At 68.7% G+C, this 24,102-nt stretch carries 27 protein-coding genes; 21 read left to right on the top strand and 6 right to left on the bottom strand.

The genetic code is table 11. The annotated features are described in order from the left end of the window. Positions 1-58 precede the first annotated feature (58 nt). Entirely contained in the window at positions 59-694 is a 636-nt protein-coding gene (locus AMYHA_RS19750) for a (2Fe-2S)-binding protein (protein ID WP_034273404.1), read from the bottom strand. After that, positions 691-1,644, bottom strand: a complete 954-nt coding sequence (locus tag AMYHA_RS19745) for a putative RNA methyltransferase (RefSeq protein ID WP_231104833.1) — start codon at positions 1,642-1,644, stop codon at positions 691-693. The genes AMYHA_RS19750 and AMYHA_RS19745 overlap by 4 nt, the downstream gene beginning before the upstream one ends. Before the next feature lie 173 nt (positions 1,645-1,817). On the opposite strand from AMYHA_RS19745, the gene AMYHA_RS19740 reads away from it, so the two are divergent. The 3 genes from AMYHA_RS19740 to AMYHA_RS19730 are packed head-to-tail and all read left to right on the top strand — an operon-like array spanning position 1,818 to position 5,794. After that, positions 1,818-3,119 (top strand): ammonium transporter, encoded by a 1,302-nt coding sequence (locus AMYHA_RS19740; RefSeq protein ID WP_034273401.1) that lies wholly within the window; start codon positions 1,818-1,820, stop codon positions 3,117-3,119. After that, positions 3,116-3,454: a P-II family nitrogen regulator gene (locus AMYHA_RS19735; protein WP_034273400.1), complete on the top strand. Its 339-nt coding sequence runs from the start codon at positions 3,116-3,118 to the stop codon at positions 3,452-3,454. Before AMYHA_RS19740 ends, AMYHA_RS19735 begins: the two co-directional genes overlap by 4 nt. Positions 3,455-3,460: 6 nt before the next feature. Next, a complete protein-coding gene (locus AMYHA_RS19730; RefSeq protein ID WP_034273398.1) occupies positions 3,461-5,794 on the top strand; it encodes a [protein-PII] uridylyltransferase in 2,334 nt (777 codons plus the stop codon). A gap of 41 nt (positions 5,795-5,835) precedes the next feature. Here the strand turns inward: AMYHA_RS19730 and AMYHA_RS19725 are convergent, their stop codons facing one another. The 3 genes from AMYHA_RS19725 to AMYHA_RS19715 are packed head-to-tail and all read right to left on the bottom strand — an operon-like array spanning position 5,836 to position 7,810. After that, entirely contained in the window at positions 5,836-6,297 is a 462-nt protein-coding gene (locus tag AMYHA_RS19725) for a hypothetical protein (RefSeq protein WP_034273397.1), read from the bottom strand. 5 nt (positions 6,298-6,302) lie between these two features. Then, on the bottom strand, positions 6,303-7,514 hold the full coding sequence (locus tag AMYHA_RS19720; RefSeq protein ID WP_034273395.1) for a DUF6973 domain-containing protein: 1,212 nt from the start codon (positions 7,512-7,514) through the stop codon (positions 6,303-6,305). After that, positions 7,514-7,810: a hypothetical protein gene (locus AMYHA_RS19715; protein ID WP_034273393.1), complete on the bottom strand. Its 297-nt coding sequence runs from the start codon at positions 7,808-7,810 to the stop codon at positions 7,514-7,516. The genes AMYHA_RS19720 and AMYHA_RS19715 overlap by 1 nt, the downstream gene beginning before the upstream one ends. A gap of 244 nt (positions 7,811-8,054) precedes the next feature. On the opposite strand from AMYHA_RS19715, the gene ffh reads away from it, so the two are divergent. The 18 genes from ffh (at position 8,055) to AMYHA_RS19625 (ending at position 23,114) form a co-directional block, all read left to right on the top strand. Beyond that, positions 8,055-9,593, top strand: coding sequence for a signal recognition particle protein (ffh, locus tag AMYHA_RS19710; protein ID WP_034278070.1), 1,539 nt, complete (start codon positions 8,055-8,057; stop codon positions 9,591-9,593). A gap of 89 nt (positions 9,594-9,682) precedes the next feature. After that, the gene (locus AMYHA_RS19705; RefSeq protein WP_034273390.1) at positions 9,683-10,756 is read left to right on the top strand and encodes an amidohydrolase family protein; all 1,074 of its coding nucleotides are present in this window, start codon (positions 9,683-9,685) and stop codon (positions 10,754-10,756) included. Further along, positions 10,753-11,496, top strand: coding sequence for a CPBP family intramembrane glutamic endopeptidase (locus AMYHA_RS19700; protein WP_330760618.1), 744 nt, complete (start codon positions 10,753-10,755; stop codon positions 11,494-11,496). Before AMYHA_RS19705 ends, AMYHA_RS19700 begins: the two co-directional genes overlap by 4 nt. Then, positions 11,490-12,236, top strand: coding sequence for a CPBP family intramembrane glutamic endopeptidase (locus tag AMYHA_RS19695; RefSeq protein ID WP_034273387.1), 747 nt, complete (start codon positions 11,490-11,492; stop codon positions 12,234-12,236). The genes AMYHA_RS19700 and AMYHA_RS19695 overlap by 7 nt, the downstream gene beginning before the upstream one ends. A 202-nt stretch (positions 12,237-12,438) precedes the next feature. Next, positions 12,439-12,924, top strand: a complete 486-nt coding sequence (gene rpsP, locus AMYHA_RS19690) for a 30S ribosomal protein S16 (protein ID WP_034273385.1) — start codon at positions 12,439-12,441, stop codon at positions 12,922-12,924. After that, positions 12,921-13,160: an RNA-binding protein gene (locus AMYHA_RS19685; protein ID WP_034273382.1), complete on the top strand. Its 240-nt coding sequence runs from the start codon at positions 12,921-12,923 to the stop codon at positions 13,158-13,160. The genes rpsP and AMYHA_RS19685 overlap by 4 nt, the downstream gene beginning before the upstream one ends. A 41-nt stretch (positions 13,161-13,201) precedes the next feature. Continuing rightward, complete coding sequence (gene rimM, locus AMYHA_RS19680) at positions 13,202-13,711, top strand: ribosome maturation factor RimM (protein WP_034273379.1); 510 nt, start codon at positions 13,202-13,204, stop codon at positions 13,709-13,711. Between the two features lie 57 nt (positions 13,712-13,768). Next, positions 13,769-14,530 carry a tRNA (guanosine(37)-N1)-methyltransferase TrmD gene (gene trmD, locus AMYHA_RS19675; protein WP_034273377.1) on the top strand — a complete coding sequence of 254 codons (762 nt, stop codon included), beginning with the start codon at positions 13,769-13,771 and terminating at the stop codon, positions 14,528-14,530. 163 nt (positions 14,531-14,693) lie between these two features. Then, positions 14,694-15,053, top strand: a complete 360-nt coding sequence (rplS, locus tag AMYHA_RS19670; protein ID WP_034273373.1) for a 50S ribosomal protein L19 — start codon at positions 14,694-14,696, stop codon at positions 15,051-15,053. 29 nt (positions 15,054-15,082) lie between these two features. Then, positions 15,083-15,895, top strand: a complete 813-nt coding sequence (gene lepB / locus AMYHA_RS19665; protein WP_084037389.1) for a signal peptidase I — start codon at positions 15,083-15,085, stop codon at positions 15,893-15,895. A gap of 57 nt (positions 15,896-15,952) precedes the next feature. Next, positions 15,953-16,690 carry a signal peptidase I gene (gene lepB, locus AMYHA_RS19660; RefSeq protein ID WP_084037388.1) on the top strand — a complete coding sequence of 246 codons (738 nt, stop codon included), beginning with the start codon at positions 15,953-15,955 and terminating at the stop codon, positions 16,688-16,690. Next, the gene (locus tag AMYHA_RS19655) at positions 16,687-17,505 is read left to right on the top strand and encodes a ribonuclease HII (RefSeq protein WP_034273371.1); all 819 of its coding nucleotides are present in this window, start codon (positions 16,687-16,689) and stop codon (positions 17,503-17,505) included. Before lepB (AMYHA_RS19660) ends, AMYHA_RS19655 begins: the two co-directional genes overlap by 4 nt. Next, positions 17,502-17,825, top strand: coding sequence for a DUF2469 domain-containing protein (locus tag AMYHA_RS19650; protein ID WP_034273369.1), 324 nt, complete (start codon positions 17,502-17,504; stop codon positions 17,823-17,825). Before AMYHA_RS19655 ends, AMYHA_RS19650 begins: the two co-directional genes overlap by 4 nt. 190 nt (positions 17,826-18,015) lie before the next feature. Next, on the top strand, positions 18,016-18,393 hold the full coding sequence (locus tag AMYHA_RS19645) for a YraN family protein (protein WP_034273368.1): 378 nt from the start codon (positions 18,016-18,018) through the stop codon (positions 18,391-18,393). After that, complete coding sequence (locus tag AMYHA_RS19640) at positions 18,393-19,904, top strand: YifB family Mg chelatase-like AAA ATPase (RefSeq protein ID WP_034273366.1); 1,512 nt, start codon at positions 18,393-18,395, stop codon at positions 19,902-19,904. The genes AMYHA_RS19645 and AMYHA_RS19640 overlap by 1 nt, the downstream gene beginning before the upstream one ends. Next, positions 19,901-21,058, top strand: a complete 1,158-nt coding sequence (gene dprA / locus AMYHA_RS19635) for a DNA-processing protein DprA (RefSeq protein WP_034273365.1) — start codon at positions 19,901-19,903, stop codon at positions 21,056-21,058. Before AMYHA_RS19640 ends, dprA begins: the two co-directional genes overlap by 4 nt. Positions 21,059-21,100: 42 nt before the next feature. Next, positions 21,101-22,216, top strand: coding sequence for a tyrosine recombinase XerC (locus AMYHA_RS19630; protein WP_084037387.1), 1,116 nt, complete (start codon positions 21,101-21,103; stop codon positions 22,214-22,216). After that, positions 22,191-23,114 carry a FliA/WhiG family RNA polymerase sigma factor gene (locus AMYHA_RS19625; RefSeq protein WP_231104832.1) on the top strand — a complete coding sequence of 308 codons (924 nt, stop codon included), beginning with the start codon at positions 22,191-22,193 and terminating at the stop codon, positions 23,112-23,114. The genes AMYHA_RS19630 and AMYHA_RS19625 overlap by 26 nt, the downstream gene beginning before the upstream one ends. 34 nt (positions 23,115-23,148) lie before the next feature. Here the strand turns inward: AMYHA_RS19625 and AMYHA_RS19620 are convergent, their stop codons facing one another. After that, positions 23,149-23,709 carry a M23 family metallopeptidase gene (locus tag AMYHA_RS19620; RefSeq protein ID WP_034273360.1) on the bottom strand — a complete coding sequence of 187 codons (561 nt, stop codon included), beginning with the start codon at positions 23,707-23,709 and terminating at the stop codon, positions 23,149-23,151. Positions 23,710-24,102 lie beyond the last annotated feature (393 nt).

The following is a 24,102-nucleotide window of genomic DNA, read 5'->3' as shown; positions in this document are numbered from 1 at the left end:
CGTCCGGAACGGGGGACACGGCGTCCGGAACGAGGGACACGGTGGGGAGGCAGCGGGCCTACGGCAGGGCGGCTCGGATGCGGTGGGCGCGCTCGTCAGGGTGCTGGTTGGGGCAGCTGGCGCACTTGGGGAGACCCGTTGCCTTGTCGATCAGGCAGCAGGACACCCGCCGCACCACGACGCGCTCGCCGTAGCGTTCGAAGCGCGGCCGGGGCAGCGCCGAGCCGATGCCGTCCGAGACCGCGTCCACCACGGCCAACGCGCGGTCGACGTCACCGACGGCTTGACCCGCCCACAACGCCCGGTTGGCGATCGAATCCGCCGCGATCGCCCACAACGCTCGCTCGCTGGCACCGCATGCGGACGACACCGATGTGATGGCCGCCGCCAGTGCGGCGCCCATCGCCTGGCCCATCGCGGACGCGTCGCCGTTGAACGGGCGGGATGAGTGCGCGTCGACCAGTCGACCGTCCGGGTGAATCTGCAGCGTCACGGCGTCCAGGGCCGGATCGACTGCCCGCCCGGTGTGCAGCAGTGCCTCCAACGGCGGTGCGACCAGTACCGACGACGTCGAGTACCACCACACCGTGCCCAGGACCCGGTTCGGCGCCGAGCCATACAACGCGCGGGCGAGCCGCAGCCGTTCCGACATCCATTCCGGGTCGGTGATCAACACCGCGCTGAACTCGGTCATGCCGCCTCATCCCGAAGCCGGTACACGGCGACCGTGCACGACACGGTGACCCGTACGGCGTCCGGTAGCGCGTCGAGCGCGCCGGGGGAGAGGTGATGCGCTGTCGGTCCCATCTCGATCAGTGTCCGTGTCTCGGACGCGGACAACTCCAGCGGGTAGTTGACCTCCTCAGCGTCAACCCGGTCGAAGTGCCGCGACAACCCCTCCGTCAGCCGCTCGTCCTTCCTCGGATCGACGGCGAGCGTGAGTTCGCCCAGCTCAGCCAGGTGCGATGACGTCGGTGTCACGACGACGAGCACCCCGTCGTCGCGCAGCACCCGTCGGAATTCCGCAGCGTTGCGTGGGGCGAATACGTTCAGCATCACCGACGCACAGCCGTCCGCGAGCGGCAACGGTTCCCAGGTGTTCCACACCGCTGCGGCGGCGCGGGGGTGCGCACGCGCCGCGCGACGGCACGCGGCGGCGGACAGGTCGAGCGCGAGACCCGCGGCGTTCGGCAGCGCGTCGAGGGCCGCGGCAAGGTAGTAGCCCGTGCCTGCCCCCGCGTCGAGCACAAGTTCGGGCAGCGCCGCCAGATCTCGGAACTCATGCCGCTGGAAGTCGGGACTCGCGCCCCCGGACCGGGGGACTCGCGCGGATGCCTCCGCCGCCCGCGCTACCGCGTCCGCGAGCGGCGCATAGTGACCCGCGTCCAGGAACGCTGCCCGCGCGGCCACCATCGCCGGGGTATCGGCCGTGCCAGCGGGCACTTTCGCGTGCAGCAGGTTCACGTAGCCCTGCTTGGCGATGTCGAAGCTGTGGCCGTGGGCGCATCGCAGGGCACGCCCCGCCTCGGCGAACTCCGCGCCGCACACCGAGCACCGCAGGGCACGCAGCACCGAGGGCGCGGCCACACCGCCGGTCACCGACGGTGCGTTAACCGTCGCACTCGGTTCAATATCCCTGGTCATGCTCTCCCGCATCATCCGAACAGGGGGTGGACAGCGGATGCGCGAAACGCACCGTTAACAGATCCTGTCGCTTGGTTCACGACAGAGAAACGTCACGCGTCATTCCGCGCAACATGGCTTTCCCATGCTTTGGGCCAATTGTCATGTAGGCGAGTGCGTCTCGAGGAGACACCATGGAAGGTAATACCGCCTGGCTGCTCACCAGCTCCGCGCTGGTGCTGCTGATGACGCCGGGTCTCGCGTTCTTCTACGGCGGCATGGTCCGCTCGAAGAGCGTGCTCAACATCATGATGCTGTGCTTCGGCGCGATTGGCCTGATCGGCGTGCTGTGGGTGGTCTACGGCTACGGCATCGCGTACGGCGACACCATCGGCACCCTGTTTGGCTGGTCGTCCGACGCGATCGGGCTCAACGGACTGATGGACCCGTCCGCCGACCCGACCGGCACCACCGTCGACGTCGCGTTCCAGGCGATGTTCGCCATCATCACGGTCGCGCTGATCGCGGGTGCCATCGCCGACCGGGTGCGGTTCGGGCCGTGGCTGCTGTTCGCGGGCTTGTGGGCGACCCTTGTCTACTTCCCGGTCGCGCACTGGGTCTGGGGCGGCGGCTGGATCGCCGAGATGGGTGCGCTCGACTTCGCCGGTGGCACCGCGGTGCACATCAACTCGGGTGCTGCCGCGCTGGGTCTCGCGCTCGTGCTCGGCAAGCGCAAGGGCTGGCCGAGGGAGCCGATGAAGCCGCACAACCTGCCGTTCGTCATGCTCGGCGCCGGTCTGCTGTGGTTCGGCTGGTTCGGCTTCAACGCCGGTTCCGCGTACGCCGCCGACGGCGTCGCCGGTATCGCGTTCGTCAACACGCTGACCGCGACCTGTGCCGCGATGCTCGGCTGGCTGCTGCTCGAGCGCATCCGCGACGGGCACGCCACCAGCCTCGGTGCCGCTTCCGGCATCGTCGCCGGTCTTGTGGCCATCACCCCGGCGTGTGCCTTTGTCGACACCTGGGGCGCATTGGCCATCGGTTTCATCGCCGGTGTCGTCTGCGCGCTGGCGGTGAGCCTGAAGTACAAGCTGGGCTACGACGACTCGCTCGACGTCGTCGGCATCCACATGATCGGTGGCCTGATCGGCACCGCGACCATCGCGCTGTTCGCCACGTCCACGGTCGACCCGGGCGCCGGGACCGAGGAGGCCTTCACCGAGGGCCTGCTTTACGGCGGTGGCCTCGACCTGGTCGTGCCGCAGCTGGCCGGTGCGTTCGGTGTGATGATCTACTCCTGTGCGGTGGCGATGATCATCGGCCTCGCGATCCACAAGACCATCGGTTTCCGGGTCAGCGAGGACGTCGAGGTCTCTGGTATCGATGAGGCCGAGCACGCCGAGGTCGCCTACGAGTTCGGCGCGCTGCGCGGCGGAAGGACCGGTGGCTCCGTCACCGCTCCGGCAACCAAGAAGCTGGAGGACAGCAAGTCATGAAGCTGATCACCGCCATCATCAAGCCGTTCACCCTCGACGACGTCCGCAGTGCGCTGGAACAGCTCGGCGTGCTCGGTATGACCGTCAGCGAGGTCCAGGGCTACGGCAGGCAGAAGGGCCACACCGAGGTCTACCGGGGCGCGGAGTACGCCGTCGACTTCGTCGCGAAGCTGCGTATCGAGGTGGTCACGGACGAGTCCAGTGTGGACAAGGTCATCGAGGCCATCACCAGCGCCGCGCACACCGGCAAGATCGGTGACGGCAAGGTGTGGGTGACCCCGGTCGAGCAGGTGGTCCGGGTCCGCACCGGTGAACGCGGCACGGACGCGCTCTAAGCGCCCGTGATCGCAGGGGAGCTTGTCGAGGCGGCCGAACGGCTGCTCGGCAGCAAAACCAAGAACGGGAGGTTGGGGGCGGCGGCGCTGCGTGCGGCGCTGGTGAACCTCTACGAGTTCTGGCTGGGGAAAGGCGCGGCGGCGGCCGGCGTCGACACCGACCATCCCGGTGTCGCGCTGGTCGCCGTCGGCGGCCTCGGGCGCGAGGAACTCGTGCCCTACTCGGACCTCGACCTGGTGCTGGTGCATACCGGCACCCCAGGGATCGCTGAGGTCGCCGACGCGTTGTGGTACCCGCTGTGGGACGCCCGCGTCGGTCTCGACCACTCGGTGCGCACGACGTCGGAAGCGCTCGCGGTGGCCCGCAAGGACCTGCGCACCCAACTGGGGTTGCTCGACGCTCGTTACATCGCGGGCGACGCCGATCTCGCCGCGTCGCTGGCCACGGCGGCGCGGGAGCAGTGGCAACGCACCGCGCGCAAACGCATCGGGGAGCTGGCCGACTCGGTGCGGGAACGCTGGCGGCGTACTGGCGATATCGGACAGTCGGCGGAACCCGATCTCAAGTACGGCGGCGGCGGGCTGCGCGACCTCGGACTGCTGGACGCGCTCTCGGCGGCCCAGCTGATTGACCGGCCCGGCGACGAGCTGGACCGCGCCCGCACGCTATTGCTCGACGTGCGCACTGAACTGCGGCTCGAGCTGCGCCGTGACCGCGACGTCCTCGGCGCGCCGCAGGCCGACAAGATCGCCGCGACGCTCGGTTTCGACGACCGGTTCACGTTGGCCCGCGAGTTGGCGGGTGCGGGACGAGCGGTGCGCTACGCCGTCGACGTCGCGCTCCGCGCCAACGCTGACGCACCGAAGCGCGCCTTCGGGTTGCGTGCGGCCCGCAAACCACTTGACGAAGGTGTCGTGCTGCACGGCAACGAGGTCGCGCTCGCCAAGGGCGCGCTGCCAGCCAAGGATCCCGCGTTACTGCTGCGGGTGGCGTCCTCGGCGGCGCGTACCGGCAAACCCATCACCTACGCGGCGCTGCGCACACTCGCCGACTCCGCGCCAGAGCTGCGCAGTCCGTGGCCTGCTGAGGCGCGTCACGAGCTGACCGCGCTGCTCGGCGCGGGCGGAGGCTTCGTCGACGCGGTGGAGGCACTGGACAACACCGGCCTGTGGGCGCGGTTGTTCCCCGAATGGGGCGCGGTGCGCGACTTGCCGCCCCGCGAGCCGGTGCACCGCTGGACCGTGGACCGCCACCTGGTGCAGACCTGCGTCGAGGCGTCCGCGCTCACCACCACGGTGTCAAGGCCGGACCTGCTCGTGCTGGGCGCGCTGCTGCACGACATCGGCAAGGGACGTGGCACCGACCATTCCGAACTCGGCGCGGCGATCACCGCCGAGGTGGCGCGGCGCATCGGGTTCGGTGACGACGACGTCGAGATCCTCACCGCGATGGTGCGCCACCACTTGCTGCTGCCGCACACGGCGCTGCGCCGCGACATCAGCGAGCCGGAGACGGTGCAGCGGGTCGTGGCAACACTGGACGAGAACCCGGTGTTGCTCGAACTGCTGCACGCACTCGCCAAGGCCGATGCGCTGGCCACCGGACCAGGCGTGTGGAGCGAGTGGCGGGCGGGGCTGCTGCGGGAGCTGGTCGCGCGGTGCAAGGAGGTCATGCGGGGTCGCCCGCTTGTCACCGAAGAGCCCCTCGACGACCGGCAGCGGATGCTCGCCGAAACCGCCAAGTCATCCGGCCGCAGCGAGGTGCTGGTGACGTCGGAAGGCAACGTCGCCACCATCGCGATCGCCGCGCCACCGGGCGGTGACCTGCTCGCCCCTGCCGCTGGCGCGCTGGCGCTGCAGTCCCTCGAAGTGCACCAGGCGTCGTCGCACGTTCACGCGGGTGTGCGGGTCGGGCTGTTCAACGCATCACCTCGGTTCGGCACCCCACCCGATCCGGCGCTGCTGCGGGAGAAGCTCGCCCGAGCGGTGAGCGCGCCAGACGCGCTCGGCGAGCAACTGGCGTCAAAGGAACGCGACTACGGCGACCACCCGCAGCACGCGGAACCGAGGGTGCTGTGGTTCGACGAGGAAACCGAAGGCGCCGACACCGTGTTGCTGGAACTGCGCGCCACCGACCGGATCGGGCTGCTCTATCGGGTCGCCGACGCGCTGCGGTCCTGTGACGCCGAGGTGCGCTGGGCGCGCGTCGCCACGCTGGGCGCGTCCTGCGTCGACTCGTTCGCGCTGCGGCCGAAGGGCGGGCGCAGCGACGTGGAATGGCGCAAGGGCGTTGAGAAAGCGGTGCTCGCCGCCGCCAGTGGCCAGGCAACCGGACGTTGAAGGCTGGTCAGGACCTGGAGCATCGCACAGCGGCGGCGGGACTATGGGCCGCCGGTCAGCTGATCCGCAGGTGAACCGTCGGGATTGCGCAGCAGAACCGAGCCATCCTTGCCCGCGAGCGTGACATCGGAGCGGTACCGTCCTTCGCGCAGCGCGGCCAGTTGGCCAAGGCTGATCATTCGCACGATCTCGTCGTCGCGCCACAGGATGAGAAGGTTGCCGTCCTGGACGTAATCGCCGCCATACGTGCCGTCACCGGCGAGTTCGACCGGCACGCCGATGATGCGTTCGACCCGAGCCCCGCTCGCTGGGCCAATGAGGATGTCCACCGCTGTCCACTCACCGGGCAGCAACCCCTTCAGCGGCCTGGTGGTCTGCTCGTCTCTGATCTGCCGGACCTGATCGGCGAACGTGTTGTCGAATTCCACTGAGGTCTCTCCTGTGCCGTTGGACGAGCAGGCCGAGGCCACGGCGAGCACGGCCATGATGATCAGCATTCGCATGGGGATCAGTATCGATCGTCTGGATAGGTGGACGGTTCGTCCGGCGTGGTGTGGTCGTTACGGTCCTCGTTGTTGGTCGGCCACGGGTTGTCGCGGGTGTCGTAGGTATCGCCGTGCTGGACCTGATCACTCGGAGCCACCGTGCCCTCGTTGTCGATGACTACCATCTCGCCGTCGCGGACCGCTTGCTCGATCAGCCCCACCAGCTCCTCAGGGCTGGCGTCAGGGTTCTCGGCGGCGATACGCCTGCCGACCTCGTTGTTGTGCAGGTCCATCGCGACCGGAGTGGCATGCGACTCCGGGTTACGTTCGTGCGCGGTGGCGAATTCGGCTGCCCACTCGTCGCCGAACCGTTGGGCCATGCGTGCGTTCCAGTAGGCGTGCCGGAACGCGTCGCTGTGCCCGTCGGTGATTCCCTCGCCGTCGAAAACGGTCTCGCCACGGTGTAGCGCGTCCTGCCGGATATCGGCCAGCTCCTTGACCCCCAGGATGCCCTCGTGTAGCTGCAGCTCGTCGAGTATCTCCGCTTCGGTGGCGGTGACCTGGTTCTTGTCGTTACCTAGCTGTTCCCAAGCCCAGCCGGTCACTCCGTCCGGCCATTCGGTCATGCCGTCGGGGTCGGGGGAGACCTGGTACTTTTCCCGGATCTGATCATCGAACTCATCGAGTTCGACCCGCTGTTCGCCCGCGTCTGCCGCGTCGGCCAACGTGGTCGCGCCGCCGTCGTCCAGTTCCCCATCGACGACCCGCTGGATGGTGCGCGTCAGGTCGTCATCGATCTCCTCGGCAGCGGTTAGCACGCCCGCGACCCCGGAGACCAGCTCAGTCCGAGTGGCCATGCGCGAGAGCCAGAACTCCTCCGAGTCGCCGTCGGCGGTATCGACCACCTCGCCGTTGTCGATACGGAACTGGTGTTTGGCAGCAACTGTGTCCAGTTCCTCAACCGTGCGGTGAAGCGACCGCACGGCCTGCTCGGCTCCGTCGAGTGCGCTGGCGAGCGCGGCGGTCTCCGCCGCCATGATCTCCAGCTCCTGCTTGCGTTTGCGCAGCGCCGCCTTGGCCGAGTCAACGGCATCGCCCTCCCACTCGCGCGGCGTGGCCGAAGCGTCGATCTCCTCTTGTAGACCGACGAGGTCTTTGCGGGCCTTGACCATGACGTCGGCCGCGGTACCGATCTCGGCGGCCGACCACTCCTTGATCTCGTTCCAACTCGCCATCAGCGCGGCCTCATGCCGTCGAAGTCTTGTTCGGCCGCCTGCTCATCCGAGTCGTATCGGTCGGCCGCCGTGTTGAGATTGTCGCGATAGTCACCCATGGCCTTCTGCCACGCGTTCTTCTCGTCACCGAGATGCGTGTCCAGGTTCGCTGCGAGCCCGCTTGCTCTGCTGCCGGGCAATGCGGTGTTGAGCGTGGCACCGATCGACAGCTCCATAGCGCCCACCTGATCGGCGGCATCACCTGCCGCCTTCGCCGCGTCTCGCAACGATTCGGACCCGACTCCGAAACCCGTCATGTCGCCCCCTCTGTTTCAGCGCTGCCGATTGTGCCAGCGACGACGCCGCCGATGGGGCTGTTTCGACAAGATCGACGGCGACGGGAAACCACGCCCTGCCCACCGGTTCTGGTCCGGCTCCGAACGGCCGACGGGCATCCTCCCAGCCAGCGGGCGCGTGTGGCGCGATACGGTTGTCATGAGGGTCCTCCCGCTCGCGCGGCGGGAAGGCAGCCACTTCATCGACCCGCTGGAGTATCCACTCGTGTTCGAGACCCTATCCGACCGGCTCACCTCGGCCCTGCAGAACCTGCGCGGCAAGGGCAAGCTGTCCGACGCCGACGTCGACGCCACGGCGCGTGAGATCAGGATCGCGCTGCTCGAGGCGGACGTCGCGCTGCCCGTGGTGCGCACCTTCATCAACCAGATCAAAGAGCGCGCCAAGGGCGCGGAGGTCTCGCAGGCGCTGAACCCGGCGCAGCAGGTCATCAAGATCGTCAACGAGGAACTGGTCGGCATCCTCGGCGGCGAGACCCGCAGGCTCAACCTCGCCAAGAACCCGCCGACGACGATCATGCTCGCCGGTCTGCAGGGTTCCGGTAAGACGACGCTGGCGGGCAAGCTCGCCATGCACCTGAAGAAGCAGGGCCACGCGCCGCTGCTCGTCGCCTGTGATCTACAGCGCCCCAACGCCGTCACGCAGCTCCAGGTGGTCGGGGAGCGCGCGGGAGTGCGGGTGTTCGCGCCGGAGCCGGGTAACGGCGTCGGCGACCCGGTCGCGGTGGCGCGGGACAGTGTCACCGAGGCGCGCTCGGCACAGCACGACATCGTCATCGTCGACACCGCGGGCCGCCTCGGTGTCGACGAAGAGATGATGCGCCAAGCCGCCGACATCAGGGACGAGGTCGAACCGGACGAGACGCTGTTCGTCGTCGACGCCATGATCGGTCAGGACGCCGTGTCCACGGCGGAGGCGTTCCGTGACGGCGTCGGCTTCACCGGCGTCGTGCTGACCAAGCTCGACGGTGACGCCCGAGGCGGTGCCGCGCTCAGCGTCAGGGAGGTCACTGGCGCGCCGATCATGTACGCGTCCAACGGCGAGAAGCTGGAGGACTTCGACACCTTCCACCCGGACCGGATGGCGAGCCGGATCCTGGGCATGGGCGACATGCTCACCCTGATCGAGCAGGCTGAGCAGGCCTTCGACCAGGAACAGGCCGAGCAGGCGGCGAGCAAGCTCAGCACTGGCGAGATGACGCTGGAGGACTTCCTCGACCAGATGCTCGCGGTGCGCAAGATGGGGCCGATCGGCAACCTGCTCGGCATGCTGCCCGGCGCTGGTCAGATGAAAGACCAGCTCGCGGGCATCGATGACAGCCACCTCGATCGGCTGCAGGCGATCATCCGGGGCATGACACCGGAGGAGCGGGCCAACCCCAAGATCATCAACGGTTCGCGCCGTTCCCGGATCGCGCTCGGCTCCGGTGTGCAGGTCCGCGAGGTCAATGACCTGGTGAACCGGTTCTTCGAAGCGCGCAAGATGATGCAGCAGATGGCCGGGCAGTTCGGCATGGGCGGCGGCAAGAGCGCGACCAAGAAGCGTAAGGGTAAGAAGGGGAAGAAGGCAAAGAACAAGGGGCCGACGCAGCCCAAGGCGCGCGGCGGCTTCCCCGGTGGCATGCCGATGATGCCGCCTCCTGGCGGTGGTCAGGGCGGGCCGGACCCCTCGCAGTTCGGCGGCGGCATGAACGACTTGCCCCCCGGCTTCGACCCTTCGAAGCTGAAACTGCCGAAGAAGAAGTAGCCCGGTTGCCAGCCATGACGGCGCCGCTACGGCGAGCCGAGGCGACACTGGAAGGTCAGCGCTAGGCCGAGTCGAGGGAAGGGGTTCTCGTGACGCCGCTCCACCTGCACGGTGTTGTCCTGCCGGACGGTGAGGAACGCGACCTGTGGTTGGTCGACGGCATGATCACGCATGAGCCGGTCGCGGGCGCGGAGACGGTGGTGCGCTCCGGGTACCTGCTTCCAGGGCTTGTCGACGCGCACTGCCACATCGGCATCGGCGCGAACGGCCCGGTTGACCTGGACACCGCGGAGCAGCAGGCGTACACCGAGCGCGACGCCGGAGTGCTGCTGCTGCGCGACTGCGGCGTGCCGATCGACACCCGGTCGCTGCAGGGGCGCGCCGACCTGCCACGCATCGTGCGCGCGGGCAGGCACCTCGCCCGGCCCAAGCGCTATCTGCGCGGCTTCGGCATCGATCTGGAAGAGCCAGAGCAGCTGCCGGAGTTCGTGGCGGAGCAGGCCGCCTACGGCGACGGCTGGGTCAAACTGGTCGGTGACTGGATCGACCGGGAGGTCGGCGATCTCGCGCCGCTGTGGCCGGACGACGTGCTCGACCAGGCGATCAAAGTGGCGCACGAGAGCGGCGCGCGGGTGACGGCGCACGTCTTCGGTGAGACGGCGCTGCCAGGGCTGCTCGCGGCTGGCATCGACTGCATCGAGCACGGTACGGGTCTCACCGACGAGACCATCGCCGAGATGGTGCGCCGTGACGTACCGCTGGTACCGACGCTGACCAACATCGAGAACTTCCCGGACATCGCCGCGCAGGCCAGCAAGTTCCCCGACTACGCGGCCCACATGCTCGACCTGCACGCCCGCTGCGATGACACCATCCGCGCCGCCCACGAGGCCGGTGTGACGCTGTACGCGGGCACCGACGCGGGCAGCGTCGTCCAGCACGGCCGCATCGTGGACGAGATCGAGGCGCTGCACCGGGTGGGACTCACCCCGGAGCAAGCGATCGGCGCCGCGTCCTGGCACGCGAGGGAATGGCTCGGTTACTCCAGGCTCGTCGGCGGCGCCGAGGCCGATGTGCTTGTTTTCGACTCCGATCCCAGGGACAACCTCGCCGTGCTGCGCGACCCATCGGCGATCGTGCTGCGCGGTGTGGTTGTTCGGTGAGCTCCGGCGGGGAACCCGGCGGGCAGGACGACGCGACGCTGTCCACGCACGCCAGGCTGGTTTTCGGCGCGCACTGGGCGCTGCTGGCGTTTGTCATGGGCCTCGGCGCGTATCACCTGCTCAACGTCGTCTTCGCGCTGTTCCTGCCCGGCACGGCTGAGGAGGATTTCGACTCGGCGGTGGTGCTGGCGTTCGTGCCGACGGTGGCGCTGGCCGTTGGCCCGGTGTTGGGCTCGTTGTGCTGGGGCGAGGGCCTGCTGCGGGACTTCCGTCCGTTGCCGAATCGCCGTGACCTGCGCGTCGGACTGTTCTGCGGGTCCGCGGCGCTGGTAGCCGGGTTCGGGCTGACCTGGCTGCTGCGGCCGGTGTACGGCGAGCGCGAGGTCTCCGACGCGCCGCTGCGCGAGGTGCTGTCAGGTCTGGACGGCTCGCCGGTGGTGCTCATCCTCCTCGCGGTGATCATGGTGCTTGCCGCGCCGCTGGCCGAGGAACTGCTGATGCGCGGCGCGTTGTGGCGGGCGCTGCGGCACTACCGGGTGCCACCGTGGGCGGTCCTGGTGCTCACCACGGTGCTGTTCGCCTACCTGCACACCGACGCCGCCCGGACCATCGTGCTCATTGGTCAGGGACTCGCCTTCGGTGCGGCTCGCTTGATCACCGGTAGGGTCGGAGCGAGTTTCGTCGCACACGCGGTGAACAACACACCACCCGCGGCGCTGATACTGGTGGGGGCATGGTGACGGCAGTGTCCGATGCGCGGACCTATCCGAGCCACCGCTGGGGGTTCGGGGCGTTTCTCCTGGTCGAAGCCTTGTTGCTGGCGTCAGCCGCGCTGGTATCGGTGTTGCTGCGAGGGGACGAGCCCCGGGATTCCATTCCGGTGCGTGACGTGTTGATCGGCACCATCGCGCCCACCGGCATCGCCGCGGTTGCCGCCCTGCTGATCACGGTGGTGCGCGGCAACGGCCCGATGACCGACCTCCGGCTGGAATGGCGCTGGGACGACGTCAAGGTCGGGCTGAAGTTCGGCGCGCTGGGGCTGGTCGTGACCACGGCCGGTGTCGCGGTCTGGACCAACCTCGTCGGCGAGGAGAACGCGCAGTCCGCCATCGGCGCGCTGGTCGCGGACCAGCCGATGTCGGTCAAGGCGGCGCTGGTGATGTTCTGCTACCTGTGGCTGATCGGACCAATCTGCGAGGAGATCATCTATCGCGGGCTGCTCTGGGGCGCGGTCGAGCGGTTGCACTGGGGCAGCGAACGCTGGGGCCGTCTTGCGGCGTTCGCGCTCTCCACCGGGCTGTTCGCGGTGAGCCACCTCGAACCGCTTCGGACATCGCTGCTGCTGGTCATCGCCATTCCGATCGGGCTGGCCCGGCTGGTCACCGGGCGGCTGCTCGGCAGCATCGTCGCGCACCAGGTGAACAACTTCTTGCCAGCCGTGGCGATTCTGCTCACCGCGCTCGGCGTCATGAACCTGTAGAACGGGTGGCACTGGCCCCCGCAGGACGGGTGGGCGCAGGGAAGACAGGTGCGTCTGGCAGAATGTTTGCTTGCCCGTCCCGGCCGGACCCCTCTCACCGCGCCGGGGCCTATGAGAACTTCCGGCTGCCGCATCCGTCCCCACTCGGAAGCGCGCGCGGCCGACCCGCGACCAAACGAGAGAAGCAAGGAGTCCCACACCCGTGGCCGTCAAGATCAAACTGCAGCGCCTTGGCAAGATCCGGGCACCGTACTACCGGATCATCGTCGCCGACGCTCGCACCCGTCGTGATGGCAAGGCCATCGAGACGATCGGCAAGTACCACCCGAAGGAAGAGCCGAGCCTTATCGAGGTCGACTCCGAGCGTGCGCAGTACTGGCTGGGTGTCGGTGCGCAGCCGACCGAGCCGGTGCAGCGGATCCTTGAGGTCACCGGCGACTGGCAGAAGCACAAGGGCCTGCCGGGTGCTGAAGGCTCCATCAAGGTCGCCGAGCCGAAGCCGACCAAGCAGGAGCTGTTCAACAAGGCGCTGGCCGAGGCGGGCGAAGAGCCGTCAACCGAGGCCACCACGCCGAAGAAGAAGCAGCCCAAGAAGAGCGCCAAGGCCGACAAGGCTGACGAGTCCGGTGCCGGCGACAAGGCCGAGGACAAGCCTGAGGAGGCGGAGTCGGCCGAGGACAAGGCGTGAGCTTCCTGGCCGACTCACTCGAACACCTCGTCAGGGGCATCGTCGAGCACCCGGATGATGTCCGTGTCGAGCTGATCACCACGCGCCGTGGTCGCACCCTCGAGGTGCACGTGCACCCCGATGACCTCGGCAAGGTGATCGGCAGGGGTGGGCGCACCGCGACCGCCCTGCGCACCGTCATGAGTGGTATTGGCGGCAGAGGTGTTCGGGTCGACGTCGTGGACACCGACAGATAACCAGCAGCGGCGAAAACTCAGCGGAAAGTCGGCGGAGGTCAGTGGAAGTCGCTGTCGGCAGGATCGCCAAAGCGCACGGCATCAGCGGGGAATTGGCCGTTGACGTGCGCACGGATTCGCCGGAACTGCGCTTCGCCGTCGGCACAGTGCTGACGGCGAAGCGGCGCGGTCAGTCGGCACGCAGCCTGACCGTGGCCGCCTCCCGCAGCCACGGTGCCAGGCTGCTGGTGCGCTGCGAGGAGGTCGCTGGCCGCGACGATGCCGAGTCGTTGCGTGGTGCGCTGTTGCTCGCCGACACCGACGATCTTCCGCCTACCGAAGACCCGGACGAGTTCTACGACCACGAGCTGTCCGGGCTGGCTGCCGAGTTCGTCGACGGCACCCCGGCGGGCACCGTGCGCGAGGTCGTGCACGTCCCGTCGGGCGAGCTGCTCGCGCTCGACGTCGACGGCAGGGATGTTCTTGTCCCGTTCGTTAAGGAAATCGTTCCCACGGTCGACGTCGCGGCGGGCAGGGTCGTCATCGACCCGCCCGATGGCCTGTTCGACTGACACCGCACTAGTCACCACGGCGTCTCTGGCCGCGCCCCAAGCGGATACGCTGCGGGCGTGCGCATCGACGTCGTCACCATCTTTCCTGAGTACCTGCAGCCGCTGCGTGCCGCGCTGCTCGGCCGCGCGATCGAACGCGGCCTGATCAGCCTCGACGTCCACGACCTGCGGGACTGGACGCACGACGTGCATCGCGCCGTGGACGACGCCCCATACGGTGGCGGACCCGGCATGGTGATGAAGCCGCAGGTCTGGGGCGAAGCACTCGACGACGTCGCGCCGGAGGGCACCGACGCGCGGCTGGTCGTGCCGACCCCCGCGGGACGACCGTTCACCCAGGCGGTCGCGCACGAGTACGCGCGCGAGTCGCGGCTGATCTTCGCCTGTGGCCGGTACGAAGGCATCGACCAGCGCGTCATCGATGACGCGGCCCGGCGGATGCCGGTCGACGAGGTCTCCATCGGTGACTACGTGCTCGTTGGGGGAGAGGCGGCGGTACTGGTCATCGTCGAGTCCGTGGTGCGGCTGCTGCCCGGCGTGCTCGGCAACCCGGCGTCGGCCAAGCAGGACTCGTTCGCTGACTCGCTGCACGGCCTGCTGGAAGGGCCCAGCTACACCCGTCCTGAACAGTGGCGTGGGCTCGCTGTCCCCGATGTCCTGCGGTCGGGGGATCACGCCAAGATCGACCGCTGGCGCAGGGACCAGGCCTTGATCCGCACCCTCCAGCGAAGGCCTGACCTGCTCGACGCGCTGCCGGACGAAGACCTCGACGACGCCGACCGGCGGCTGCTCGCTGAGCTGCGCGAACAGCGGGGTTGACCGTCAGCGAACCCCGGATGCCGGCGCCTACTCGCTGTCTGTAATACTTATCTAGTTGGCGCAGCCGGTGTCGGCGCGCCCGCATCTCTGAGGCGACTCGCACCACGCTCGAAGCGCGCCTCCGTGTACGTAGACCCAGTGCGACGATGAGGACGGACCACCGATGAACACCCTGGACGCTCTTGACGCCGAGTCGCTGCGTTCCGATATCCCGGACTTCCGGCCAGGCGACACGTTGAAGGTTCACGTCCGCGTCATCGAGGGGAACCGGGAGCGCACCCAGGTGTTCCAGGGCGCGGTGATCGCTCGCCAGGGCGGTGGCATCCGCGAGACCTTCACCGTGCGCAAGATTTCCTTCGGCGTCGGTGTCGAGCGCACCTTCCCGCTGCACTCGCCGAACATCGCCAAGATCGAGGTTGACAAGCGCGGTGTCGTCCGCAGGGCGAAGCTGTACTACCTGCGCGACAAGCGCGGCAAGGCCGCCAAGATCAAGGAGCGGCGAGAGGCGCCGTCCGCCTCCTGACACGGCGCCCAGTGCCGTAACCTGGCATTGTGGTCGACGTCGTGTCTGCGGGTAGCTCTGAAGGCGAGCGTCGGCTGCGGCACTACCGGCTGAACGACGATTCCGCCGGACCGAGGCCATCACGCGGCGCGCATCGGATCCGCAAGCCACAGAAGCAGCGGTCGTTCTGGAAAGAACTGCCGATCCTGATCGTGGTCGCGCTGGTGCTAACCTTCGCGATCCAACACCTCGTGGCGCGCGTCTACATGATCCCGTCCGGGTCGATGGAGCAGACGCTGCACGGCTGTCCCGGCTGCACGCCGGACCGAGTGCTGGTCGATAAACTGACCTATCAGTTCACCGACCCCGAGCCCGGCGACGTTGTCGTCTTCAAGGGCCCGCGCCCGTGGACGGAGAACGACGTCCCGCTCGACACGTCGCGGGGCAGCCTGACCGATGTGTTCCAGGATTTCGGCTCGCTGGTCGGGCTCGCGCCGCCGGACGAACGGGACTTCGTCAAGCGCATCATCGCTGTCGGCGGGCAGACCGTGCGCTGCTGCGACGGCAACAACCGCGTCGTCGTCGACGGCGAGCCGCTCTACGAGCCGTATCTCTACTGGGCGTCGCCGTATCACCAGGAGCAGGAGGAGTTCGGCCCCGTCACGGTCCCGGAGGGTGCCGTGTGGGTGATGGGGGACAACCGCAACAACTCCAGTGACTCCCGTGTGCAAGGCGGCGGTGGAGTCCGGGGTGCCGTGCCCGTCGAGAACATCATCGGCAAGGCGCGGGTCATCGTGCTGCCACCTGGTCGGTGGGGCTCGGTCAGCGACTACAACCCGCAAGAGGGCCTGCCGTTGCCCTGACCGGACACGCCTTGGTCGGACTCAGCGTCGCCAGCCGGTTACCGTAACCTTGCGCACGTGTCCGATGACGTAACTGACGACGATTACGGCGACCAACACGAGGGGCCGGATCGTGGGCGTGCGCCGCGCAAGAAGCGGTCGTTCTGGAAAGAGCTCCCGATCCTGATCTTGGTCGCATTGCTGTTGACCTTCGTGATCCAGCAGTTCATCGCGCGGCCGTACATGATTCCGTCCGGGTCGATGGAGCAGACGCTGCACGGCTGCACCGGCTGCACGCCGGACCGGGTGCTTGTCGACAAGATGGTGTTCCGGTTCTCGGAGCCAGAGCCGGGGGAGGTCGTCGTCTTCCGGGGGCCGGAGTCGTGGCTGGGAGGCGCCCAGACGTCGGACTCGGAGAATGTCTTCGCTGGGTTCGTGCAGTATCTCGGGTCACTGGTCGGGCTCGCGCCGCCGGACGAACGGGACTTCGTCAAGCGCATCATCGCTCTCGAGGGGCAGACCGTGCGCTGCTGCGACGAGAACAACCGCGTCGTGGTCGACGGTGAGCCGCTCGAGGAGCCCTATGTGTACTTCCCGCCCGGCGTGCCGCGGGAGCAGCGGACGTTCGAACCGGTGACCGTGCCTGAGGGCATGGTGTGGGTGATGGGGGACAATCGCAACAACTCCAGCGACTCGCGGGTGAACGGTCCCGTGCCGGTCGACAACATCATCGGCAAGGCCCGCGTCATCGTGTTGCCACCGGGCCGCTGGGGAACCGTCAGCGACTACAACCCACAGCAGGAGGCGAGCGGGTGACGGTTACGGCGTTGCGTCCCGCGCGCGTGCCGATCCGGTACGACTCGGGGAGTTGGGGCCTGCAGGGCGCGCTCGATCGGCGTGGGCTCGGTCCGGTCGCCGGGGTCGACGAGGCGGGCAGGGGTGCCTGTGCCGGCCCGCTCGTCGTCGCGGCCTGCGTGTTGCGGACCGGTGACGGCGCCCGGTTCGCTGATCTGACCGACTCCAAACTGCTCACGCCCGCCGCACGGGAGCGGATCTATGACCAGGTGCTGGCGCGGGCGGTCACGTTCGCTGTCGTCGTCATCCCGCCGGATGAAGTAGACGCCGACGGCGTGCACGCGGCCAACATCGCAGGCATGCGGCGGGCGGTGGCACGGCTGGACCGGCACCCCGGTTACGTGCTCACCGACGGGTTCCGGGTGCCAGGGCTGACCGCACCGAATATGCCGGTGCGCAAGGGCGACCGGGTCGCGGCGTGCGTCGCCGCCGCCTCGGTGCTCGCGAAGGTCACCCGCGATCGCATCATGGTCGATCTGCACGATCGGTTCCCGATGTACGGTTTTGATGTGCACAAGGGTTACAGCACCGGCGATCACACCGCCGCGCTCACCGAGTACGGACCGTGCGACATGCACCGTTGGTCGTTCGCCAATGTCGCCATGGCTGGGCGAGATCACGGCGCGGCGGTGCCGCGGCGGGTGTTGCGGAGCGCCGCGTCGGTGCGCGCGGTGGCCTCGGGGCCGCTCCGTGCTGCCGAGGACGCCGTGAGTCAGAATGGACGGATCGAGGAGACGACAGCCGACTTGCAGGCGGGAGGGACACCAGCACGATGAGCGCGGAGGATCTCGAGAAGTACGAGACGGAGATGGAGCTCTCGCTCTACCGGGAGTACCGCGACATCGTCAGCCAGTTCACGTACGTCGTCGAGACCGAGCGGCGGTTTTACCTGGCCAACGCGGTGGACGTGCAGGTCCGCGACGCGGGTGGCGAGGTGTACTTCGAGGTCAGCATGTCCGACGCCTGGGTTTGGGATATGTACCGGCCCGCACGCTTCGTGAAGAACGTCCGGGTGATCACCTTCAAGGACGTCAACGTCGAAGAACTCGACAAACCGGACCTCCGCTTGCCGGAGGACGGTCCCTTCGCTGGCTGATTGTTCGTGCCACGGCGCGGCCTCTCGTTGGTCGTCTGCTGGCCCGGCCTCCTCGTTGACTGATGGTTAACGCACCAGCTCATCCACCGCGCTGAGTTGTCCACAGCCGCGAAATCGGTCTGGTTTCGCACCCATCGCCGCGTGACCGTGGTGTGGCCACACATGACGGGTCACGAACTGGGGGTAGGCGATGGCAGTCGACCGGCGCACGGGCGCCACGCAGCAGGAGTTGGGACGCGAAGGTGAGGATCTCGCGGCGCAACACCTGGAGCAGCAGGGCTGCACGGTGCTGGCTCGAAACTGGCGGAGCAGAGCGGGCGAACTGGACATCATCGCCTCGCGCGGCACGCTCCTGATCGTCTGCGAGGTCAAGACCCGCTCCGGGACGGGCTTCGGCGTCCCCGCCGAGTCGGTGACTCGCACCAAGATCGCCCGCATTCGCAGGCTCGCCCAGCAATGGCAGTGCACGTATCACCGCCCGTGGGGACCGGTCCGGTTCGACGTGATCAGTGTGCTGTTCGACGAGGACGGGCAGGCGTGGCTGGAGCACATCGAGGGTGCGTTCTGATGCCGATCGCACGGGTGTGGTCCATGGCGCTGTTCGGCGTGCGCGGCGTTCCGGTAGAGATCGAGGCCGATATCGGTGTCGGCCTACCCGGCACGACGCTCGTCGGGCTGCCCGATACCGGGCTGCGCGAAGCCAAGGACAGGGTTCGCTCCGCCGTGCGCAACTCCCGCTGCGACTGGCCAGCCAGGAAGGTGACGCTTGGGCTGTCCCCGGCGAATCTGCCCAAGGTCGGCTCCGCTTACGACCTGGGCATCGCACTGGCGGTGCTCGCGGCGGCGGGCACCGTGCCAGCCGGGAAGCTCGCGGGCACCGTGCTGCTCGGTGAACTTGCGCTCGACGGCAGGATCCGGCCGGTGCGCGGCGTGCTGCCGAGTGTGTTCGGCGCTCGCGACCACGGTTTTCGCCGGGTCGTCGTGCCGCACGACACGCTGGCCGAAGCCGGTCTCGTCGATGGAGTCGAGGTACTGGGCGCGGGCAGTCTCGCCGAAGTCCTTGCCTGGTGTCGTGATGTCGTGACGCTGCGGCCCGCGCCGGAGCCACGCGAGCCGGTCGAGCACGAGATCGCCGACCTCTCCGACGTCAGAGGTCAGCCGGAAGCGCGCTGGGCGATGGAGGTCGCGGCGGCTGGCGGCCACCACATACTCCTGATTGGTCCGCCGGGCGTAGGCAAGACTCTGCTGGCGCGACGCCTGCCTGGCCTGCTGCCGCCGCTGTCGACCGGCGAGGCCCTTGAGGTGACGGCGGTGCACTCCGTCGGCGGTTCGCTCGCAGCGGATGCACCGCTGGTACGAACGCCACCGTTCATCGCGCCGCACCACTCCATCTCGACCGCGGCGCTGATCGGTGGCGGATCACAGCTCGCTGCGCCGGGGGCGGTCAGCAAGGCTCATCGTGGCGTGCTCTTTCTTGATGAGAGTTGTGAGTTTGGCGCCAACCGCCTTGATTCGCTGCGCACCGCGCTGGAGGAGGGTGAGGTCCGGCTCGCAAGGGCGCGCGGCGTCGTGACCTACCCGGCACGTTTCCAGCTCGTGATGGCGACGAACCCGTGCCCGTGCGCGCCACGCCACGAAGCGGAATGCACCTGCTCAGCGATGGCGCGACGGCGCTACTTCGGCAAACTGTCCGGGCCGCTGCTGGACCGAGTCGATATCACCGTCCCGATGCACCCGGTCAAGACCATGCACGATGCTCTCGCCGAGCAGCCCGAATCGACCGCGACGGTCCGCGAGCGGGTTGTCGCGGCACGGGACCGGGCGCGACAGCGCTGGTCGGAACACGGCTGGCGGACCAATGCCGACGTGCCCGGACCTCGGCTGCGTACCACCGTCGCCCCGAGTCCCGACGCTACCGCGCTGCTTGACCGCGGCTTGCGACGCGGATTTCTCACGGCTCGTGGTGCGGACAAGTGTCTTCGGCTCGCTTGGACGCTGACCGACCTTGCCGGCCGCGGCAGACCAGGGGCAGACGAAGTGGCGGCGGCGATGGACCTGCGAGACAGGGCGGCGGCATGACCGACATCAGTGAGATCCGGCTCGCCAGGGCGTACCTGCTCGCCGTCGCTGAACCGCCCGCGCCCGCCGTGGCCGCGCTGATCGCGGAGTGCGGTCCCGTCGAGGCCGCGGGCCGGATCCGGGATGGCGCGGTGCCGGACGCCGTTGCCAAGGAGACGACCGCCCGCGGCGGCCGCGAAGTCACCGGCGCTGACCTCGCTCGCACCCAGGAGGCCGGGATGCGGCTGATCATCCCGGAGGACGACGAGTGGCCGCAGTGGCCGTTGCTGTCGTTGCGGGTAGCTGACGGACGCGGCGTCGCGGGCATGACCGGGCCCATCGCGCTGTGGGGACGCGGACCAGCCCAGCTCAACGAGGCGTTTGATCGGGCGGTCACCATCGTCGGGTCCCGCACCGCGACCGGCTACGGCGAACACATCGCCGCCGAGTGGTCCTACACCCTCGCCCAGTCCGGCGTGACGGTGCTGTCCGGCGCGGCGTATGGCATCGACGGCGCCGCGCACCGGGGATCACTCGCGGCAGGCGGTGTGAGCGCCGCCGTGCTCGGTTGCGGGCTCGATGCTGGTTACCCGGCCGGGCACCAGACGCTGCTGCGACGCATCGCGGAGCGCGGCATCGTACTCAGCGAGTACACCGACGCGGCACCACCCGCCCGGCACCGGTTCTTGGTGCGCAACCGGCTGCTCGCGGCGCTGAGCGCGGGCACGGTCGTAGTGGAGGCCGACCGGCGCAGCGGTGCCCGCAACACCGCGGGGACAGCCGCCACGCTCGGCAAGGCGGTGATGGCGGTGCCAGGGCCGCTCACGTCGCGCACGTCGTCCGGCTGCCACGAGATGCTCCGCTCCGGGGACGCCAGGCTGGTCACCACAGCCGACGACGTCCTGGAAGACGTCGGCAGGCTCGGCATCGACCTCGCAAGGCCCGCCGAACCGCCGCGCCGAGGTACCGACCGGCTCAGTGGCGACGCACTGCGCGTGCACGATGCGCTGCTGCCGCGCGCCGGGCGGTCGGTCCAGTGGATCGCCGCCGAGTCGGGCGTGCCCGTGGCCAAGGCTCGCGCGGTGCTGTGTGCGTTGGAACTCGACGGTCTCAGCCAGCGATGCGAGGCCGGGTGGCGGCGTGGCTCGGGTCGCGGACGGTGCGACACGGGCTGACGGTGCTTGACGACGCGGGCCCGCTCGCGCAGCGTCAACAGCATGGCGAGGGACGGAGGGAATGGGCGTGTCCACGCGCCCGGTCTTGCCGCGTTGTGGGCGGTGCTGCCGCGTGCGACGGCGGCGATCGTCGCGGACTACGAACACCACCTCAGCGCGGAGCGGGGCCTGTCCCAGCACACCGTGCGCGCCTACTTGGGCGATGTCGTGGCGTTGCTGGCACGCTTTCACGGCGTGACTGACGCCGCCCAGAAGGCGGCCAGCCCTGGCGATGGGGAGAACGGATCGGACGACACCAGTGGTGAGCCGGTGCCGGACGACGCCGACCTCACCGGACTGGACATCGGCGAGATCCGCGGCTGGTTGTCCGCCCAGCACGCGGCGGGCATCAGCCGCTCCACCATGTCGCGCCGGACGGCGTCCGTGCGCACGTTCACCGCGTGGGCGCACCGGGCGGGGCACCTCGACACCGATCCCGGCGTGCGGGTGCTCGCGCCACGCCCACGGCGGACGCTGCCCGCCGTGCTCAGCGCCGATCAGGCGGGGAAGATGCTGTGCGCGTCCGGCACGGCGGCCGCCGAGCAGGACCCGGTGGCGTTGCGGGACAACGCGATTCTGGAGACGCTGTATGCGACCGGCATCAGGGTCGCGGAACTCTGCGGTCTCGATCTCGACGACATCGACTTCTCGGTGCGCCTGCTGCGGGTGCTCGGCAAGGGAGGAACAGAGCGCATGGTGCCGTTCGGGGAACCGGCGGCCGCGGCCCTACGGGGGTGGCTTGATCATGGCAGACCCAGACTGGCGGGCGACCGCGCCACGTCCCAGCATGGCTCCGAGGGCTCGTCCCGGGCTGCTAACCAGCAATCACGGAGGGTAGCGGACAATGCCGTGTTTCTCGGCGCGCGCGGTGGCCGCATCGGGCAGCGCGCGGTCCGTAGGATCGTGGACTCCGCGGTGGATACCGTGCCTGGTGCCGCGGACATCGGCCCGCACGGATTACGGCATTCCGCGGCGACGCACCTGCTCAACGGTGGGGCGGACCTTCGCAGCGTTCAGGAGTTACTTGGTCACGCTACGCTAGCCACCACCCAGCTCTACACTCATGTGACCGTCGAGCGGCTGAAGGCGATACATGACCGAACCCATCCCCGAGCGTGACGACCGCATCGGTGACAAGGCGGCGTCCCGAGTTGTTGAGACGGCCATGAACCCGGCCACGACGACCGAGCGGGAACACGCCGAGGTACCGCCCGACGAGCACGCGACAGATCGGAACGGACACATCGACACCGGCACCCCCACCGCTGATATCGACGAGCTGTGGCGTGACTACGTCTGCTCGCCGAGCCGCGCGCTGCGTGATCGGCTGGTGCTGCACTACGCACCGTTGGTGAAGTACGTCGCGGGCCGCGTCGGCACCGGGTTGCCGACGCACATCGACACCGGGGATCTGATCGGCTCTGGTGTCTTCGGCCTCGTCGACGCCATCGAGAAGTTCGACCCGGACAGGGGCTGGAAGTTCGAGACCTACGCGATGCAGCGCATCAGGGGCGCGATCCTGGACGATCTGCGCTCGCAGGACTGGGTTCCCAGGGTGGTGCGCAGCAGGGCACGCGAAGTCGAGCGCGCGCTGGAACGCCTCGGCGGACGGCTGCACCGCACCCCGACCGATGTCGAACTCGCCGACGAACTTGGTTACACCGTCAGTGAACTCAGGGACCTCTACGGTCAGCTGCGGCTGACCAGCGTCGTCGCGCTCGAGGAGCTGATCGGCGCCGGCCGGGATTCCGGCTCGCTGGTCGACGCGCTGCCGGACGATGACGCGATCGACCCGGTCTCGGTGCTGGTCGACAGGGACAACCGCAGGCAGTTGGCCGACGCGATCGCGCAGCTCGCCGAGCGCGACCGGATCGTGGTCAGCCTCTACTACTTCGAGAGCCTCACACTCGCCGAGATCGGCAAGGTCCTCGGCGTCACGGAATCACGGGTGAGCCAACTGCACACCAGGGCGGTGCTGCGGCTGCGCGCCAAGTTGACCGAGCAGGCTGGTGTCTGACCACGTAGGCGAGCCTCGCCGGGAGGTGCGCGGCTCACTCCGGCCATGGTTTCAGCCGGAGCGTGGTGTGCGCGGTCAGTAGCGGAAGCGGGTTGAGGTACTCCGTGGGTGCCGTTCCTCTACGGACGCCCCAGTGCAGACAGGCTGGTACGCAGCCGGGATGGCCGCGTCTGAGGGTGCCGATCTGCTGGCCCGCATAGACCTGCTCACCCTTCGTGACCACCGGTTCCACCGGTTCGTATGTGGTACGCAGCAGTTGATGGTCGATCGAGACCACACCCCGGTTGTTGAGCCTTCCAGCGAAGATCACCACACCGTCGCTGGCCGCGTACACCGGCGTGCCTGGTTTGGCTACCAGGTCGATGCCCCGGTGGCCGGGCCCAAACGGGGAGAGCGGCGCGCTGAACGGCCGGACGACGTCGGGTCTGCCCGGTAATGGCCACTCGAACCGGGGTGGATCCGATCGATCGCTGTCGGCGAGAGTCTCGGTCGCGAAGGCACCTGGCGACAGGGTCGCCGCCGGAAGCAGCGCCATCACCCCGAACACCAGCAGCAACAGGGCACGCAGTGGCATGCGCGGTCGTCGTGTCGTCATGCCCGTACCGTGGCCCGCCAGAACCCGTCATGGCAGGCTCCCGTGGAAATGGGGATAACTTCGCACGCCGATGGCGCCAGCCGCATCCACGACGGCGACACGTCCGGGGGATGGGAACAACTCGCGCAGGCCTATCCGCTGCTCAACGGCCGTGACACCCCGCGTACACTAAGCCATGCGGTCCGCCTTGCGCGGATTGACTTCGCGTGCGTGTGCGCGGTCCGGCAGGTGCGAAGGCACCCAAGCCGGCCACGGCGTCCTGCGGTCCCCGGGGACATCCTCGGGGTCAGGGCACCGGCACCGCACCAGGGCGGCTGACCACCCGGCAGCCGCGACAACCGACACAGGCGGTGCGCAGGCGCACCGCCGAGACGCCAAAGAGGTGCTTTCGGT

Origin of the sequence: Haloechinothrix halophila YIM 93223 (assembly GCF_000504245.1) — a bacterium.
Classification (GTDB): Bacteria; Actinomycetota; Actinomycetes; order Mycobacteriales; family Pseudonocardiaceae; genus Haloechinothrix_A; species Haloechinothrix_A halophila.
The sequence above is the reverse complement of the archived record's forward strand: the minus strand, read 5'-3'. Positions and strand labels throughout refer to the sequence as shown.